This window comes from Bradyrhizobium sp. GW821-FHT13H05 (assembly GCF_058804065.1).
The window spans coordinates 175,364-192,789 of sequence record NZ_JBXAPO010000013.1 but is presented as its reverse complement, the minus strand read 5'-3'; the positions used below and the strand labels follow the sequence as shown (position 1 = coordinate 192,789).

Here is a 17,426-nt window from a genome sequence, read left to right as displayed (position 1 = left end):
GCCTCAAATCTTTCCAAGCAGGCCGAGCAGCTCTCCGGCGAAGTCGGGACGTTCCTGAAGGGCGTGCGCGCGGCGTAGGCAGCGCGGAACGTTTCAGGAGATCGTCATGCCCGGGCTTGTCCCGGCCATGACGCCGGCGGAAAGCAGCGCCGCGCTAGCGCCGCGCGAGGTTGCAACCGCTCGACAGCGGCCTTGCTGATCCGGTCGGGCTGTCGCCGGATTGTGCCGACGGCAGCTGCTCGTCGAACGGCGTGTTCTGCTTGCCGGTGTTGAACTCCATGACTTTCCGAGTCACGCCGGGAAATATCGCCGAGATCGGATTGACGCGCATCACGGGCGCGGCCGGCGTGCCGACGACCTCGTAGGTCACGCCGATTAGTCCCTCGTTATTGCCACCACCCAGGAACAACCCGAGTACCGGAATCTGGCCGAACATGTTGTTCAACCCGTACATCGGCACGAACGTGCCGCTCATGCACACCTGGTTGCTGGGATAGTCGATCGAGCCCTCGATGGTGCCGCCGATCATCGGTCCCTTGACGACGCCGTCACGGATCGTGAGCGCGCCGTTCTGCCGGGTGAACTCCGCGCGCAGCGCCGTGAACGACACGCCGTTCTGCGCGCCATTGGGACCGCCGGCCGCGACGCGATCGAGCTGATCCATCCCCTTGACCGTGAAGTCGCGCACATTGATCAGGCCTTCCCTGCTCGTAGGCTCTGACGTCGGCGGCTCCATCGCCACCACGATCTGTCCGCCGAAGACCTTGTTGGTGGTGTCGGTGAAGCGTAACAGCGCACCGGCATCGTTGGTCTGGAGATAGATCACCTCGCGGGCACCCTGCGCGCGCCCGCCGCGCAAATCGGCTGCCACCGGCGTGTCGCGGCCGATCTTGCCGCTGAGCGTGAAGGCCCTGACGGCGCCGCCGCGCTTCGACATCTTGGCGTCGACGCTGCGCATCGCCTCGCCGTTGAAGCCGGCGACGGCGCCGAGCTTCACGTCGATGTCGAAATCGACGTTCTTCAGCTTGCTCTTGGAATCGTCCTTGGAATTGCCTGAGATCGCCGACTTCAGGAAGCCGCGGCCGTCGAACACGTCGCCGCGCATGGTGCCCCGCACCACGCCGTCCTGGCTGCGCTCGACCTTCAACGACGTCTTGTCGCCGTCGGACGGCGAATAGATCGGGAAGTTCGCGTTCATGAGGTCGCCATTCGGATCGACCTCGAGCGAGCCCTTGATCGAGGCACCGCCGCCTTCGATGACGATGTCCTCGAAACGCGTCGACTGCGCCGTCGGCACCACCTTGAAGCTGGCTTTGCCCGACTTGCCCGGCAGCTTGACCCAGCCGGGAAGGATGTTGTCGAGCTTGACCGAGGTCAGATCGGCCTCGACGCCGAGCTTGGTCGTCTGGTCAGCGCCGCCGGCGATCTTGCCCGACAGCTTGATCGGCAACGAGCCGCTGACGGCGGGGCTGAGGTCGAAGCCGAGACGCGCGCGGCTCGCATCGTCGAGCGTGGCCTGCAATTTGACGTCCGCATCGCCCTCGGTCGGCTTGCGATAGTCGAGCGAGGCGGCCTGCCCGTTGATCTTGACGTCGCCCTTGACCTGATAGCCCTGGTTGTTGGCCGATATCTTGAGGTTGTTGGCCTCCAGCTTCTGGTTCATCACCAGCTTGTCGGCGGCAAAGCCGTTGAGGTCGGCGGTCACGGCGTAGCTGGTGTCGGCCTTGGTCAGCGCGCCCTTGACCGGCAGGCCGAGCTGGATGTTGGCCGAGAACGTCCCCTTGCTGGTGTTGGGATCGACAAAGGTTGCCGACAGATCGCTCAGACGATCGTTGGACAGGATTTCAGCCGCCGCCGCCACCGGTCCGTCGGCGCGGAATTTGCTCCGCGACGGCGAGGGCTTCGGCGCCATGTCCGGCACCTCGAAGGTAAAATCGGAAATCGTGATCTTGCGGCCCGCGGGCGTGTCAGCGATGCCTTGCCCGATTGTCACGGTCGCCGTGCGTCCGGTCACGCGCGCCTTCAGGTCGGCATCGTGCACCACCGGCATCCCATCGACGGGCCGAACCGCAACGCCGCTCGCCACGATGTTCACCGACAGGCCGTCGTCAGGGATCGGCGGGCCCTTGCGCGGCAGGTTCTTGGTCGGCGAATTGACACCGATCTCGATGCGCTGGAGCGTGCCGCGCTCGATCCGCTCGATCACCCATTCGCGCAACTCGGGCACGACGAGCGTCGGCCACATCCGCTTCAGCGCGGAGGCCGACATCGGCGTTCCCGCAAAACCCAGCGTCAGCCTCGGCTCGCCGGAATAGTCGATCGCGCCGGTGCCGGCGACGCCGATCTCGCCATTGGAGATGTCGGCTTGCGTCAGCAGAAGGCGCTTGTGGTCGGTGTCGAAACGGAAGCCGATCGCAATCCGGTTGAAGACCAGTGGCGGCTCGTTGTCGATGCCGCCGAGGAGGATCGATCCACCGCTGAAGCCGAGCTGCCAGTCGTTGATGCTGCCGTTCGGCGGCTCGAGATGCGCCAGCAGCGTCAGGCGGTTGGCGCCCGAGAGAATCTTGAACGGGGCGACCAGCACGCGCCGATTGGCGTCCCACTCGACATTGATCTCGGCCGAGTCGATTGCCATCGGATAGTCGGGCGTATCCGTGTCGATGATGTTGCCGGCGCCGATCGCGATCTTGCCGCGGAAGAAGGTTGGCACGCCGTCGCGGCCAAGTTCGCCCTTGAGCTCCCCGGTCAGCGGCAGGTCGGCGGTATAGGTGAGATCCTTCACCCGAAGCGCCAGCAGGATGTTGGCGGTGGAAACCTTGTCGGCGCGGATGTCGACCGAGCGCACGCCATTCTCGGCGGGGCCGATCGTGGCGCGCAGCGACCACGGGCGCGCGCCTTCCTCGCCGAGGCTGAGCGCGACGCCGCCATGGCTCGGCCGGCGCAGGCTGAGCGTGATGTTCTCAAACGTCCATTTGCTGCCGCGCTGCTGATCGTCGACGATCAGATTGCCGTTCTTCAGACCGATCTCGTTGAGGTTCTGGCCGTCGAGGCCGGTCATGCTCAGACTGTCGAGCCAGTCGAGCCCCTGAAGAATGCCGCTCTGCGCCGTCGTCTGAGGTGCGGTTTGCGATGCGGCTTGGGATGGGTCCTGGCCCGCAGGCGCGGTGGCGAAGGGCGGCGGCGGGACGCCGTTGCGCGGGAATGTCGGCGGCAGGCCCGCGTCCTTCTTGGAGGCAACGCCGGTTGCGAGCGGCTTTGCGGTGTCGCCGGCCGACACTGTGACGGTGCCGTCGGGTGCAATGCGGATCGCCAGCTCGGCGTCGACGAGATTGAGGCTCTCGGCGCGCAAATGGCCCATCAGCAGGCCCGCCCCCGACAGCTTCACCTCGGCCTTCGGCGCGGTGGCGACGATGGCATGATCGTGGTCGCGGACGATGATGTCGCGGATGCGGACGGCGATACGGATTCGACCGGCCCGCTCGATCTGGGTGCCGCCGACCTCAACCGTGTTGCCGTGGCCGATATTGTCCTCGATCGCCGCCGCAAGCCAGGGCGTCGCGATGTCGAGATTGATGGGACCTGCGCCGAGCCGCCACCACAGCGCGCCAAAACAGCCGACGAAGATGACGATCAAGGCGCCTACGACGACCGCGATCCGGCGAAGCCAGCGTCCGCTCGGCAGGGCCCGGCGAAACCATGAGAAGTTGTCACCGACGCGAAAACGCGAATTGGAACGCGACAGCAGGCGGCGCGCGCGATGCCCCGCCTCCTCCTCCTGATCCGGGTCCCAGTCGGCCTCGTCCCATTCCGGCGGCTCTTGATGGCCGCCGCGCCGATCGAAATCCCGATTGTGATCCTGGGGCGACGTATTCCTTGCCATTGCCTCTCGATACAGGCGCCCATCGTGGGATTGGGCGCCGCCCGGACCGCAGCCGTCGACGGGGATCGAAGCACCCCGCCCCGGCGTTGCCGCCATACCTCGAATATTCCTGCTGTTCGTCATGTCGCCCCGGGAGCGCGTTCAACGAGCAGTGGGGTGGTGCGTGGAATTCCTTGTAACCATACTCCGGCGCCGTCAGACTTGCCCAGCCAGGGGCGCGAATCCGGCGTGCCGGACGAGAGCTGCAATACCGCTTTGGTTGACCCGCCGAAAGCGTCGAAAGGAAGGCGTATGTCCAAGAAATCCCGAAAGAAATCGCCCAAAGCGCCCTCCAGCAGTCCGACGCCTAAAAAGAAGCCCCTGAAAACGCGAGCATCAACTCAAACACAATCTGCGAAAACACAGCGGACACCGGCGCGCAAATCAACCGGGACCATAGCAAAGACAGCATCGCATGGGGCCGCATCGAAACAGTTAAATTCCTCCAAATCGGCGACCGTGGCGAAGGCCGCCCTGACCGAGGGCCAGAAGGCGCCCGCCTTCCGCCTGCCCCGCGACGGCGGCGGCGTGGCCACCCTTTCGGACTATGCCGGACAGAAGCTCGTTCTGTTTTTCTATCCCCGCGCCGATACCCCCGGCTGCACCAAGGAGGCGATCGACTTCACCCGCCTGGCGGGCGCGTTCGCCGCTGCCGGCACCGCCGTGCTCGGCATCTCCGCGGATTCGTTAAAGGCTCAGGAGAAGTTCCGCGACAAGCACAGCCTCGGCGTCCCGCTGATCTCGGACGAGAAACACGAGATGCTGGAGGCCTATGGCGCCTGGGGCGAAAAATCTATGTATGGCAAGAGCTTCCTCGGGATTCTTCGCACCACGCTACTGGTCGGGAGCGACGGCAAGGTGGCCAAGATCTGGCGCAATGTCCGGGTCGACGGCCATGCCGACCAGGTATTGGAAGCGGCAAGAAGTCTTTAACCAGCTCGTTAAGTTCTAGCGGTTCCGTTTCCGAAAAATTAACCATGACCGGCCCAGATTGCTGCGGCAATTAAGCCGTACGGACTCATCCGACCGGCGCGGGAGTGCCGATGTCGAAAAGTTCTGCCCAATATTCGCAGTACCCCCAGCATCACCCCCACGACCACGGACGAGCCTTCCCTCGGCGTCCTGCCGCCGCGGTGGCGGCCGCGATTCCTCTTCCCGACGCTGACGACGCCTACACCATCGTCCATCACGGCAAGCAGGTCCGCCTGGGGCCCGTGGTGTTCTGGATTGTGGTCGGCACGGTCGTGCTGCTCGGCCTGTGGTCGGCTGCGACCGCCACCTATTTCGCCTTCCGCGACGACGTTCTGACCCGGCTGATCGCCCGCCAGGCCGAGATGCAGTACGCCTACGAGGACCGCATCGCCGAGCTGCGCGCCAAGGTCGACCGCACCACCAGCCGTCAGCTGCTCGACCAGGAGCAGTTCGACCAGAAGCTCGACCAGATCATGAAGCGCCAGACGGCGCTGGAGTCCCGGGCCACGGCGCTGGGCGCCATGCCCGACGTGACAGGATCGATTCCCCGCGCGGCCCCGCAGCGTGGCGACGCCGGCCAGACCACGACGCAGGGCACGCCCAAACCGTCGCCGATCAGCGACACCGTGATCTTCGTGGCGCCGCCGGATCGCGAAGCGCGGCTTGAGTCACGCGCGCCGGCTGTCATGGCGCCCCCGACCAATCAATTCGCCAAGAACCAGGGTTTTGACAATGTCCTGGTCCGGCTCACGACCTCGCTCGATCAGGTCGAGCGTCGCCAGATGGCCTCGCTCAGCGCCGTCGAGGAAGGCATGGATTCACGCATGCGCCGGATGCGCGGCGTCGTCAGCGACCTCGGCCTCAACCTCGCCAATCTCGAGGCCGCCGTGCCGCGCAGCGCGATGGGCGGGCCTTTCGTCCCGGTCAAGCTGACGGCCAATGCCGGGCCGTTCGAGAAGCAGCTCAATCGCATCAACGTCACCCGCGCCGAGATGGATCGGCTCAATCGCACGCTGGCGCTGGTGCCCTATCGCAAGCCTGTCATCGGCGAAGTCGAGTTCACCTCCGGCTTCGGCGTGCGCAGCGATCCCTTCCTCGGCCGGCCCGCGATGCATACCGGCCTCGACTTCCGCGCCGCCACCGGCGATCCCGCCCGCGTCACCGCCAACGGCAAGGTGGTGTCGGCCGGCTGGTCCGGTGGTTATGGCCGGATGGTCGAAGTCGATCACGGCAACGGGCTCTCGACCCGCTACGGCCATCTCTCCGAGATCAACGTCAAGGTCGGCGAGATCGTCAAGCTCGGCCAGGTCATCGGCCTCGTCGGTTCGACCGGCCGCTCCACCGGCCCGCATCTGCACTACGAAACCCGCATCGACGGCGAAGCGGTCGACCCGCAAAAATTTCTGCGCGCCGGCGTGCGCCTCAGCGCGGGCTAGAGCTGGCCTCTGCCTTCATGAAAACATGCGTGAGAGCTTCAGGCGCGAGGCTGACACGCCTTCAGGAAGAAATTGAGTCCCGCCTCGATCTCCTGTTCGATCATCCCTTCCGTGAGCTCGTTGAGACCCAGCACGATCAGCAACGGTAGCTCGCCGCGGACCAGGCTCAGGAATTGTTTGGCGGCTCCAATCGGGTCGTCAAATTCCAGGAGCTCCGCCGCCCTCGCCTCTTCGAGGAATTGAGAGAGCCGCCGGATCGTCGCCTCGGGTCCGCTCTCATAGAACAGCCGCGCGAGCACAGGAAACCGTCCGCTTTCGTTGGCGATGATACGGACGAAGGCGACGTCCTTCCGGTGGATGAAGGTGCGGATGTATTGCCTGGCGAACTCCCGCAACGCTTCGGATAGTCCAGCCGACAGTTTGGGTATCGGCAGATCGTGTTGCAGGCTCTCGCATTCCGCCACGATCAAAGAGGCGAACAAGGCCTCCTTGCTCGGGAAATACGCGTAGAGCGTGGCCTTCGACACACCGGCGGCTTTGGCGACGGCGTCCATGCTGGTTGCGGAAAAGCCGTGGTCGAGAAACAGCTGCCACGCCGCGCGGATGACGGTGTCCATCTTGCGGCCCGCCGGCGCGCTCGGCTGCTCAGGAGCAGGATGGGCGATCGTTTCGATCAATGATGGCACTCCGTCGGCTGGCGAATCGGTGTCGCTGGTGTCAGCGCGCACAATGACGGCGCATCAACGACTTGAAAGAACAAAGAACCGGATCCTGATTGCACGCGCGTACATCAAAGCGTCGCACGCCGCAAAAAAACTAAACAGTACAGTACTGTTGACAATCCTAATCGACCCGGTCAAGTACTGAACGGTTCAGTTCAATACAGGCGACGGATGTCGGTTAAAACATTGCTCCAGAGAGGTGCTTTGGTACCTATTATCCAGGCTGCCCTGTCCCTCGGCGGCTGCGCGGTCGGCCCTGATTTCGAGTCGCCGGCCGCACCGGCGGTGAGCGGTTACACGGCGGGCCGACTGCCCGCGACGCAAGGCGCGGACGGACCCGGCGGCATGGCGCAGCGGTTCGCACACGGTGCGGACGTGCCCGCGGTCTGGTGGCAGGTGTTCCGCTCGCGGCAGATCGAAGCCTTCGTCCGTGAAGCAATCGACAACCATCCGGATCTCGCCGCAGCCCAGGCGGCGCTGCGCCAGGCCCGCGAAGTTGCGGCGGCAGACACCAGCGCGCTGCTGCCGTCGATCACCGGGGAAAGCAGTGTGACACGCAACGAAGTGCCGCTGGCCCAGTCCGGACAAACCGGACCATCATCCCTTTACACCCTCTACAAGACCTCGGTCCCGGTTTCATTCACGCCGGACATCTTCGGCGGCAAGGCGCGCGGGATCGAGGCGGATCTCGCCAATGCGGACTATCAGCGCTTCCAGCTCGAGGCGACCTACCTGACATTGACGGCAAACGTCGTGACGACCGCTATCAGCGATGCGTCCTATGCGGCGCAAATTCGCGTCACCCAGGAACAGATCGACGGTCAGCGCCAGCTGGTCGCGCTGCTGGAACAGCAGTTTGCCCTCGGCGCCGTTGCCAGCAGCGACGTCCTGACTCAGAAGGCCCAACTGGCGCAGACGGTTGCGACGCTGCCGCCGCTGCAAAAGTCGCGCGCGCAAAATCGCAACCAGCTGATGGCTTATCTCGGCCGGCTGCCGAGCCAGGACAGGGGCGAGGCGGTGCCGCTGTCAAACCTGCGCCTGCCGCCCGATCTGCCGGTCAGCGTACCGTCGTTGCTGGTGCGGCAGCGCCCGGACATCCGTGCCGCCGAAAGCCAGGTGCATCAGGCCAGCGCGAACGTTGGCGTCGCCACGGCCAACATGCTGCCGAGCGTGACGCTGTCGGCCTCGGGTGGCAGCTCCGCGTCGGCGCTGTCGGGACTCTATGGGCCGCAATCGGCCGCCTGGAGCGTGGCGGCGAGCGTCACGGGCCCAATCTTCGATGCCGGGTCCCTGTTCCACACCAAGGAGTCCAAGGTCGCAGCTTTGGAGCAGAGCGGCGCAAAATATCGCTCGACCGTGATCACCGCGTTCCAGAATGTCGCCGATGCGCTCCGCGCGATTCAATCGGATGCTGATCTGCTGAAGGCCCAGCTCGAGGCGGAAAAGGCTTCGGCCGAAAGCCTGAAGATGTCCCAGGCCCAGTTCAAGGCCGGCTCCACCACCTTCATCTCCGTCATCAACGCCGAACAGACGCTGCTGACGGCGCGCATCAACCGCGTGAAGGCGCAGGCCTCGCGCTATGCCGACACCGTGGCGCTGTACCAGTCGCTCGGCGGCGGCTGGTGGAATCGCGTCGATGAAACACCGGCCGCCGAGGTCAAGCCCGCGGGCATTGCCGCGATATTCACTCCCGCGGGGGCCTTGCCGGCACAGCCGACCCCACCAGCCAACTGATCCGAGAGTCCGAAGCCATGTTGAAGCGCATGATGATCATGCTGTGTGTCGTCGGTGCGGTGTTCGCCGCGCTGGCCTGGTTCGTCAATTTCCGCGCCGGCATGATCAGGCAGGCCATGGCCGCCCTCGCCGATCCGCCGCAGACGGTGTCGACCACCGATGCGGTGCTCAGCGACTGGCAGTCGACCCTGACCGCCATCGGCACGTTTCGCGCGGTCAACGGCGCCGATCTCTCGCTCCAGCAGTCCGGCATCGTCGACAGCGTGCACTTGGAGTCCGGCAAGGATGTCGCCGCGGGTGACGTGCTGCTTGACCTGCGCAAGGAGGACGACGTCGCCAAGCTGCAATCCCTGCAGGCCACCGCTGACGGCTCGGCTATCACGTTGCGGCGCGATCAGGGCCAGTTGAAGATCAATGCGGTCAGCCAGGCGACGGTCGACAGTGATCTCGTGAATGAGCGCAACGCATTGGCGCTGGTCGCCCAGCAGCAGGCGCTGCTGGAGCAGAAGACCCTGAAGGCACCGTTTGCAGGGCGTCTCGGCGTGCGCCAGGTCGATGTCGGCCAATATCTCACCGCGGGCACCGCCATCGTCACGCTGCAGGCGCTCGATCGTCTGTTTGTCGACTTCACACTGCCGCAGCAGGCGGTCGATCAGGTCAAGGTCGGGCAGGAGGTCGTTGCCCGCATCGACGCGTTTCCGGGACGCACCTTCAAGGGCGTCGTGCAGGCGTTCAATTCCAAGGTCGATCAAACCAGCCGCAACGTGCAGGTTCGCGCGATCTTCGACAATTCAGATCGCAAGCTCCTGCCCGGCATGTTCGCGCGGATCGATCTCACCATCGGCCACGCCACGAGCTACGTCACGCTGCCGCAGACCGCCATCGTCTACAACACCTACGGAGATTCGGTGTTCCTGGCAGTCAAGAGCGAGGCCGCGGGCAAGCAGGGACTGGTCGCACGCCAGACCTTCATCAAGACCGGCGCCACCCGCGGCGATCAGGTGGCGGTGATCTCGGGTCTCGACCAGGGCGCAACCGTCGTCACTGCCGGCCAGATCAAGCTGCGCAACGGCACCCTGCTGAAGGTCGACAACTCCATTGCCGTGGCAAACGAGCCAAATCCGGCACCCGCCGATCAGTGAGGAGCCAGAACGTGTCCTTTACCGACCTCTTCATTCGCCGGCCGGTGCTTGCGATCGTCGTTAGCCTGATGATCCTGGTGCTGGGTCTCAAGTCGATGACTGCGCTGCCGATCCTGCAATATCCGCGGACCCAGAATGCGATCGTCACCGTGACGACGACCTATTACGGAGCGGATCCGGCGATCGTCGCCGGCTTCATCACCACGCCGCTGGAAAATGCTATCGCGCAGGCCAACGGCATCGACTACATGACGTCGAACAGCCAGTCGAGCACCTCGACCATCACCGTCAACCTGCGGCTGAACTTCGATTCCGGCAAGGCGCTGACCGAGATCAACACCAAGGTGAACTCGGTGCTCAATCAGCTTCCGAGCGGCGCGCAGCAGCCGGTGCTGACGGTCAAGGTCGGTCAGACCATCGATGCCATGTATCTCGGCTTCAGCAGCGACGTACTGGCGCCGAACCAGATCACCGACTACCTGATCCGCGTGGTGCAGCCGAAGCTCCAGGCCGTGTCGGGCGTGCAGACCGCGGAACTGCTCGGCAACAAGACGTTCGCGCTGCGCGCCTGGCTCGATCCGATCAAGCTTGCGGCGTATGGGCTCACCGCGTCGGACGTATCAACCGCGCTGTCCGCCAACGACTACATCGCCGGGCTCGGCACCACCAAGGGCCAGATGGTGCAGGTCAACCTGACGGCCGCGACCAACCTGAAGTCGCTGCAGGAGTTTCGCGACCTGGTCGTGAAGCAGGCCGGCGCCTCCAACGTCAAGCTGTCGGATGTGGCCAACGTCACCCTGGGCTCCGAGGACTACGAATCGTCGGTCGGATTCAACGGCAAGCGCGCGGTGTATGTCGGCATCCAGGTGGCGCCGAACGCTAACCTGCTCGACGTCATCAAGGGCATCCGCGCGGTCTACCCCGACATCAAGGCGCAGCAGCCGGACGGGTTGAATTCCGAGATCATCTACGACTCCACCGAATTCGTGAACAGCTCGATCGACGAGGTGATCCATACCCTGGTCGAAGCGCTTCTCATCGTCACCGTGGTGGTTTTCCTGTTCCTCGGCTCGTGGCGCTCGGTGCTGATTCCGGTGATCGCGATTCCGCTCTCGCTGGTCGGCACCTTCACCCTGCTGCTCGCGCTCGGCTTCTCGATCAACCTCCTGACGCTGCTGGCGCTGGTGCTCGCGATCGGTCTTGTGGTCGACGACGCCATCATCGTGGTCGAGAACGTCAACCGGCATCTGGCCGCGGGCGCAAAGCCGTTGCAGGCCGCGATCACCGCCGCGCGCGAGCTTGCGGGTCCGATCGTGGCCATGACCGTGGTGCTGATCGCGGTCTACGTCCCGATCGGATTCCAGGGCGGCCTGACCGGAGCGCTCTTCACCGAGTTCGCCTTTACCCTTGCCGGCGCCGTCGCGGTGTCGGCCGTCGTCGCGCTGACACTGACGCCGATGTGCTGCGCCTACATCCTCAAGCCGCCGACGACCGGCAAGCCGACGCTCGACGATCGCATCGTCGCCTTCATCGATGCGCGGATGGAGACGTTGCAGCATCGATACCGGCGCCTGCTCACCGGCAGCCTGACGACGATCCCGGTCACGGTCGTGTTCGCGGCCCTGGTCCTGAGCAGCATCTACTGGCTCTATACGAACTCCAAGAACGAGCTGGCACCGGAGGAGGATCAGGGCGCGATCCTGATGCAGTCGACGCTGGCGCCGAACGCGACGCTGCAGCAGAAGCTGCTGTATTCCGCCGAGGTCTACCGGCGCATTTCCACCTATGCCGAAACCGCGGGCGTGTTTCAGCTTGATCTCACCGGCAGCTCGATTGCGGGCTGGGTCCTGAAGCCCTGGGACAAGCGCGACAAGACCGCAGCGGAACTGCAGCCGGTGCTTCAGCAGGAGATGGCCGGGGTTGCCGGCGCCAAGATCGTGGCGTTCCAATTGCCGCCGCTGCCGGGCGCGAGCGGCCTTCCGATCCAGTTCGTGATCCAGACCACGGACCCGTTCGAGCGTCTCGACGGCATCGCCAAGGCATTCACCGCCGAGGCCCTGAAGAGCGGCAAGTTCATCTTCCTCGACAACGACCTGAAAGTGGACCAGCCGCAAACCACAGTGCTGATCGATCGGGAAAAGACCGCGCAGCTCGGGCTGAAGCTCAGCGATGTCGGTGGCGCGCTCGGCAGCCTGCTGGGCGGCGGGTACGTCAACTATTTCGGCCTGGACGGTCGCTCCTACAAGGTCATCCCCCAGGTCGAGCAGCGCCAGCGGCTGAACGCCGATCAGGTGCTGAACTACTACATCAAGACCTCCGACGGCACGTCCGTTCCGCTGTCCACGGTGGCGTCGCTGAAAACGACCACGGTTCCGCAATCCCTGAACCATTTCCAGCAGGTCAATGCCGCCACCATCTCCGGCGTGGCCATGCCGGGCGTGATCACCGGCGAAGCGCTCGCGACGCTGAAGGAGATCGCGGACCGCACCCTGCCCAAGGGCTACACCATCGACTATGGCGGACAGTCGCGGCAGTTCATCCAGGAATCCTCCGGTTTCGCGGCGACCTTCGGATTTGCCCTGATCATCATCTTCCTGGCGCTGTCGGCGCAGTTCGAAAGCTTCCGCGATCCCCTCATCATCCTGGTCTCGGTGCCGATGTCGATCGCAGGCGCGCTGATCTTCATCATGCTGGGCATCAAGGGCGCGAGCCTCAACATCTACACCGAGGTCGGCCTCGTGACGCTGATGGGATTGATCAGCAAGCACGGCATTCTCATCGTCGAGTTCGCCAACGAGCTGCAGCATGCCGGCCGCTCCAAGCGCGATGCGGTCATCGAAGCAACCGCGATCCGGCTCCGCCCGATCCTGATGACGACGGCGGCCATGGTGATCGGCGTGATGCCGTTGATCACCGCATCCGGCGCGGGCGCCGCCTCGCGCTTCAACATGGGGCTCGTCATCGCCTCCGGACTTTCGATCGGAACGCTGTTCACCCTGTTCGTGGTGCCGGCGTTCTACGTTCTGCTTGCAGCCGACCATTCTACGGCGACGGGCGACGATGCGGTGAAACGCGATACGGCCGCGCTCGGAGCGAATGGCGAGCTGCACGCAGCCCGGTGATGGAAACACGTGACGAACACGGATCACCAGGCAATGCGACCGACCTGCGCGGCTCCGCTAGCGCCGGCCGCCGCCCATCCCGCCTCCGGGACCACCGAAACCACCTCCACCTATGCCGCCGCCGGGCCCCATCGGCCCGCCGCCGGGCGATCCAAACCCGCCGGGCCCCGACGGACCGCTCGGCCCCGATGGTGCGGCGCCGGGGTTTGCTCCGGGGCCTCCGGGGCTCGATCCAGGCGCAGGCGCACCCGCCGGGCCGGGCTGGCTGCCGCCCGGATTGGCCGTGCTGCGATTTGGATACAGGATCGAGCCACCCGGCGACCGGTTGGGACCACCGCTGCCACCGGGCGCCTGCTTCGGCGATCCCGGGAATTGGCCGATCGCCTGCGACGAATCGAGCTGGAGGCCGCGCGAGCGATCGAACACGCCGTTGACCACCATGCGCGCTTCGCCGGCCGCAGGCCCGAACCGCGAGCCGTCACGGGCGATGAGCCCGGAGCCGAGCTGGAGGTTTGCGCCCGCCCGCTGCACATAGGCCTCGATCGACAGGCGGCTCGCACCGACGAGATCGGAGAAATCGTCGATCCGCGTGCGCGCGGCCTGCATCGCCCCCTGGCCCGCACTGCCCTCGATCTGGACGCGCTGGCCGACGAGCAGGGGATCGACGCCGTTCAGTTTCAGCCCGCCGATATGCAGACCATCGGGCCCGCGCTCGACGAGACCGGCGACACGTGCGGTTGCTTCGCGCCGCGGCTCGACCAGACTTGCAACGATGACGCCGTCGGTGCGGCGCAAGCCGTAGACGGCGACCTGCGTGCCGGCGCGGAGCTTACTCTCCTTGCCGTCGGTGACGATCTTCTGGCCGAGCACCGTGAGCTCACCGCGCTTCACCGATTCGATCGGGCCCGAAACTTCGCTCGCGATCGCGATATTGCGCGTGACCAGCGTGCCGTCGGCCTGGCGGGTCGCGACCACGCGGGCGAGCTGGCCGATGCGCAGCGCATTGGCGCTGGCCGCCTCGCCGTCGATTCGGACCGGAACGTCGCTGGCATAGGTGACGCGCTCGCCGTTGACGTAGATGCTGCCGAAGCGCTGGATCACGCCGACGATGCCGGTGCCGCCGATGCCGTGATCATCGCCGCGCGTGATTCCGGTGCCCCCGATGCCTTGATCGGTGCCGCGCCTGACCTGCGCGCGGGCCATCGCCGTGCCGGCGAGCCACAATCCCGTCAGCAGCAGACGGCGGGAGATGAGCGGCGGCCGGCTCATGAGGAACCGCCCTCCTTGCTGCCCTCTTTGCCGCCCTCCTTGGCCTCGCCCTCCTCGTCGGCGTCCTCGCTGTAGATGTAGATGCCGAAATTCCAGCGGGCGTCACCGCCCTTGTCCTTGGCGAGCGCCCGATTGGCTTCGCGGTTGGCGGTCTTCAGCGCGTCCATCGCGAGCTCGCGCGAACGAGCCTCGAGGCGCCTCGCCAGCTTCGGCGAGATGTTGTTGTAGTGCACCGCGCGTTCGAGGAAGCGCGGCCCGTCCGAAACGTTTTGCGCAGCGGCCGCGATATGGTCATGCAAATTGCGGCCGAGATAGTGCCACTTGCTGTCGTCCTCGCCGCTCGGGACGAAGGCTGCCTCGACCAGCTCGATCTCGTCCTTCCCGTTGATGGTGACGAGCTTGCGATCGACCCATTCATCGAGCACCGCGCGCGGGCGCACGTCCTTGGTGACGGAGGCCACCAGCATCTCGAATGACGGTGCATCGCCCTCGGCGGTGCGTGGCAGCGCCAGCGGCTCGCCCTTGGGATCGGTAAACTCAGGCGCCGCGAGCCAGCGCGCGATCACCGCGCTGGTCAGTGACACCGCCGCCGGCGCCTCGTGCACGGGCGCGCCCGCGCCGCGCAACCGCGCCACCTCCTTGCGATGGATGCCGGTGAGCAGGCTGACGCGGCTGTCGGTCTGCTCCTTTCCTTCCAGCGCGAAATCATGCTCGGCGACGTTGACGAAGAGCTCGCGAAGCAATTGGGCCAGCGCCGGAAAGGTCATGCCGCTACGGATGCAAAGCCGCACGAGCGGGCGCAGCAGCCGCGCCAGCGGCGCGTGCAGCTTCTCGGCAGCGTTCGGCTGCGGCGCCGCTGCTTTGGACCCGGACTTGGCATTCATGTCTGAATTGTACCGGTGCCTCACGTGGGACACAATCCCACTTTTTCCCATTTGACGATTGACGTGGTAAATTTTCCCACATATACGAGGAGCCACTGAGGGCGCGATTTAAAGGGACATTGACCATGGCCGACCGCTTGGCCCGCATCTCCAGCTCAACGCATGCGATTCCAATGCTCGACCGGGGGAGTCACGGCCGGATCGAGCCGATGCTGCCCGCACTCGTGCGCGGCGTGATCTTCATCTCGGTGCTGGCTGCCCCCTTCGTCGCCGCACTTCTCGCAGGCTGACCACATCATGCATCACATCAGCGAATCGCCGCGCCGTCCGTCGGTGCTGCACATCTTCAAGATCTATTATCCCGACCTGTTCGGCGGCACGCTCACGGTGATCCGCGACATCTGCACGAGCCTGAAGGACGCCTTCACCTCCGCCGTCCTGGTCTGTTCGCAATCGGCCGAGCGGCGCGAGATCGTCGTCAACGACGTGCCGGTCGAGCGCGTGCGCTCGTTCGGCAATGTGATGTCGCTGCCCGCTGCCCCCGCCTATCCCTGGCGGCTCTGGCGCAAGATCGCCGAGCACGATCTGCTCGCGCTCCACGCCCCCTTCCCGCTTGCCGACCTCGTCTTCGCCTTCGGATTCGGCGCCAAGCGGCCGCTGGTGGTGCATTGGCACGCCGACATCGTCACCCATGCCGGCCTGCGCTGGTTCATCGAACCGCTGATGCGGCGAACCCTGCGCCGCGCCAAGGCGATCATCGTCTCGGATCACGTGCTGGTCGACAACACGCCGCTCTTGCGCGAATTCGAGGACAAGTGCCACGTCGTGCCGTTCGGCATCGACACCACGCGCTATGACTGCTCGAAGATCGAACCGCACCATGTCAACGATCGCGGCCGGCTCGTGCTCGCCTGCGGCCGGCTCGTGCCCTACAAGGGGTTTGACGTCCTGATCCGCGCCGCGGCTGCGCACAATTTCGAGGTCTGGATCATCGGCGAGGGCGCCGAGCGGCTGCGGCTCGAGGAACTGATCCGCTTCCACGGCCTCGGCGACCGCGTCCGCCTGCTCGGCACGGTCAACGATTGCGAGCGCATCAAGCTGATGTGCCTCGCCGACGTCTTCGTGATGCCGTCGGTGACCAATGCCGAGACCTTCGGCCTCGTTCAGCTCGAGGCCATGGCCGCGGGCCGGCCGGTCGTGAACACGGCGCTCGAGACCGCGGTGCCGCGCGTCGCACGCCATGGCATGGAGGCGATCACCGTGCCGCCGGGCGATGCCGAGAAGCTGGGCGAGGCCATCGACACACTGATCCGCGACCCCGAGCGCCGCCGCCGCATGGGACTTTCGGCACGCACGCGCGCCCTCACCCGCTATTCCGCCACCGCCTTCAAGCAGGGCATGGAGACCGTCTACCGCAACGCCGTCACCGCATCCAATGAGGAGCGATCGGCGGTCAGCGAACTGCCGCAGGCCACCGGCTGGCTGGACACGGTCCGGATCGCGGGGGCGCTGGCATGGTCCGACATGCGGCACCGCTACGTCCGCTCGCTGCTCGGTCCGTTCTGGATGTCGCTGCAGATGGCGATCGTGGTCGCCGTGCTGGGGTCGGTGATCGGCCAGATGTCGAACGCCAGCATGCTGGCACGCCTGCCGATGCTGGCGCTGTCGATGACGGCATGGACCTTCCTCAACAGCGTCGTGCTCGATGCCACCACGGCGCTGCAGAACTCGGCGAGCCTGATCCGCGACCGTGCGTTGCCGCCGGTCATCTTCCTCCTGCAATGCACGTTCCGCCAGGGGCTGTTCGCGCTCCATAACGCCTGCGTGCCGCTGCTGCTGTGGCTCGTCCTCTCGCCGCACGACCTCTCTCACGCGCTGGCGGCGTTGCCCGGCCTGCTTCTCTTCGTGGCCTGCACCTTCGCCCTGAGCCTCGTCCTCGGCGCCATGGCAACCCGCTATCGCGACCTCAAGCCGATCATCGAATCCACACTGATGCTCGCCTTTCTCGCCTCGCCCGTGATCTGGTCGTCGGACATGATCAACCATCGCTCGACGGTGATGCGGCTCAATCCGCTGACGCATCTGTTCGCGGTGTGGCGCGAGCCGCTGGCGGGCGGCCATGTCGATCCCGTCAGCCTCGTCTACGTGCTGGTCGCACTCGCACTCCTGGTCTTTGCGAGCGTGCTGACGCTGATCCACCTGCGCAAAGCCGCATTCTGGATCTGA

General features: G+C 65.4%; 11 protein-coding genes. 7 read left to right on the top strand and 4 right to left on the bottom strand.

All coding sequences use genetic code 11. The features are described 5' to 3' along the window. Window positions 1-154 precede the first annotated feature (154 nt). Window positions 155-3,976 carry a YhdP family protein gene (locus tag AC1RR3_RS30160; protein ID WP_492827496.1) on the bottom strand — a complete coding sequence of 1,274 codons (3,822 nt, stop codon included), beginning with the start codon at window positions 3,974-3,976 and terminating at the stop codon, window positions 155-157. 195 nt (window positions 3,977-4,171) lie between these two features. Here AC1RR3_RS30160 and AC1RR3_RS30155 point away from each other — a divergent pair, with 195 nt between their 5' ends. Next, window positions 4,172-4,852: a peroxiredoxin gene (locus tag AC1RR3_RS30155; protein WP_492827494.1), complete on the top strand. Its 681-nt coding sequence runs from the start codon at window positions 4,172-4,174 to the stop codon at window positions 4,850-4,852. A gap of 110 nt (window positions 4,853-4,962) precedes the next feature. Next, entirely contained in the window at window positions 4,963-6,327 is a 1,365-nt protein-coding gene (locus AC1RR3_RS30150) for a M23 family metallopeptidase (RefSeq protein ID WP_492827492.1), read from the top strand. Window positions 6,328-6,365: 38 nt separating this feature from the next. Here AC1RR3_RS30150 and AC1RR3_RS30145 read toward each other — a convergent pair whose 3' ends face one another. Further along, complete coding sequence (locus AC1RR3_RS30145) at window positions 6,366-7,013, bottom strand: TetR/AcrR family transcriptional regulator (protein WP_492827490.1); 648 nt, start codon at window positions 7,011-7,013, stop codon at window positions 6,366-6,368. Window positions 7,014-7,253: 240 nt separating this feature from the next. On the opposite strand from AC1RR3_RS30145, the gene AC1RR3_RS30140 reads away from it, so the two are divergent. Genes AC1RR3_RS30140 through AC1RR3_RS30130 form a run of 3 tightly spaced genes read left to right on the top strand, consistent with a single transcriptional unit; the run spans window position 7,254 to window position 13,047 of the window. Further along, the gene (locus AC1RR3_RS30140; RefSeq protein WP_492827488.1) at window positions 7,254-8,783 is read left to right on the top strand and encodes an efflux transporter outer membrane subunit; all 1,530 of its coding nucleotides are present in this window, start codon (window positions 7,254-7,256) and stop codon (window positions 8,781-8,783) included. A gap of 17 nt (window positions 8,784-8,800) precedes the next feature. Next, window positions 8,801-9,925, top strand: a complete 1,125-nt coding sequence (locus AC1RR3_RS30135) for an efflux RND transporter periplasmic adaptor subunit (RefSeq protein ID WP_492827486.1) — start codon at window positions 8,801-8,803, stop codon at window positions 9,923-9,925. A gap of 11 nt (window positions 9,926-9,936) precedes the next feature. Further along, a complete protein-coding gene (locus AC1RR3_RS30130; protein ID WP_492827484.1) occupies window positions 9,937-13,047 on the top strand; it encodes an efflux RND transporter permease subunit in 3,111 nt (1,036 codons plus the stop codon). A gap of 57 nt (window positions 13,048-13,104) precedes the next feature. Here AC1RR3_RS30130 and AC1RR3_RS30125 read toward each other — a convergent pair whose 3' ends face one another. Continuing rightward, entirely contained in the window at window positions 13,105-14,316 is a 1,212-nt protein-coding gene (locus AC1RR3_RS30125; RefSeq protein ID WP_492827482.1) for a DUF5666 domain-containing protein, read from the bottom strand. Continuing rightward, complete coding sequence (locus tag AC1RR3_RS30120; protein ID WP_492827480.1) at window positions 14,313-15,200, bottom strand: DUF6502 family protein; 888 nt, start codon at window positions 15,198-15,200, stop codon at window positions 14,313-14,315. Before AC1RR3_RS30120 ends, AC1RR3_RS30125 begins: the two co-directional genes overlap by 4 nt. Window positions 15,201-15,325: 125 nt before the next feature. Here AC1RR3_RS30120 and AC1RR3_RS30115 point away from each other — a divergent pair, with 125 nt between their 5' ends. Both AC1RR3_RS30115 and AC1RR3_RS30110 read left to right on the top strand, forming a co-directional pair. Then, a complete protein-coding gene (locus AC1RR3_RS30115; RefSeq protein WP_492827478.1) occupies window positions 15,326-15,490 on the top strand; it encodes a hypothetical protein in 165 nt (54 codons plus the stop codon). Window positions 15,491-15,497: 7 nt separating this feature from the next. Then, entirely contained in the window at window positions 15,498-17,426 is a 1,929-nt protein-coding gene (locus tag AC1RR3_RS30110; protein ID WP_492827476.1) for a glycosyltransferase, read from the top strand.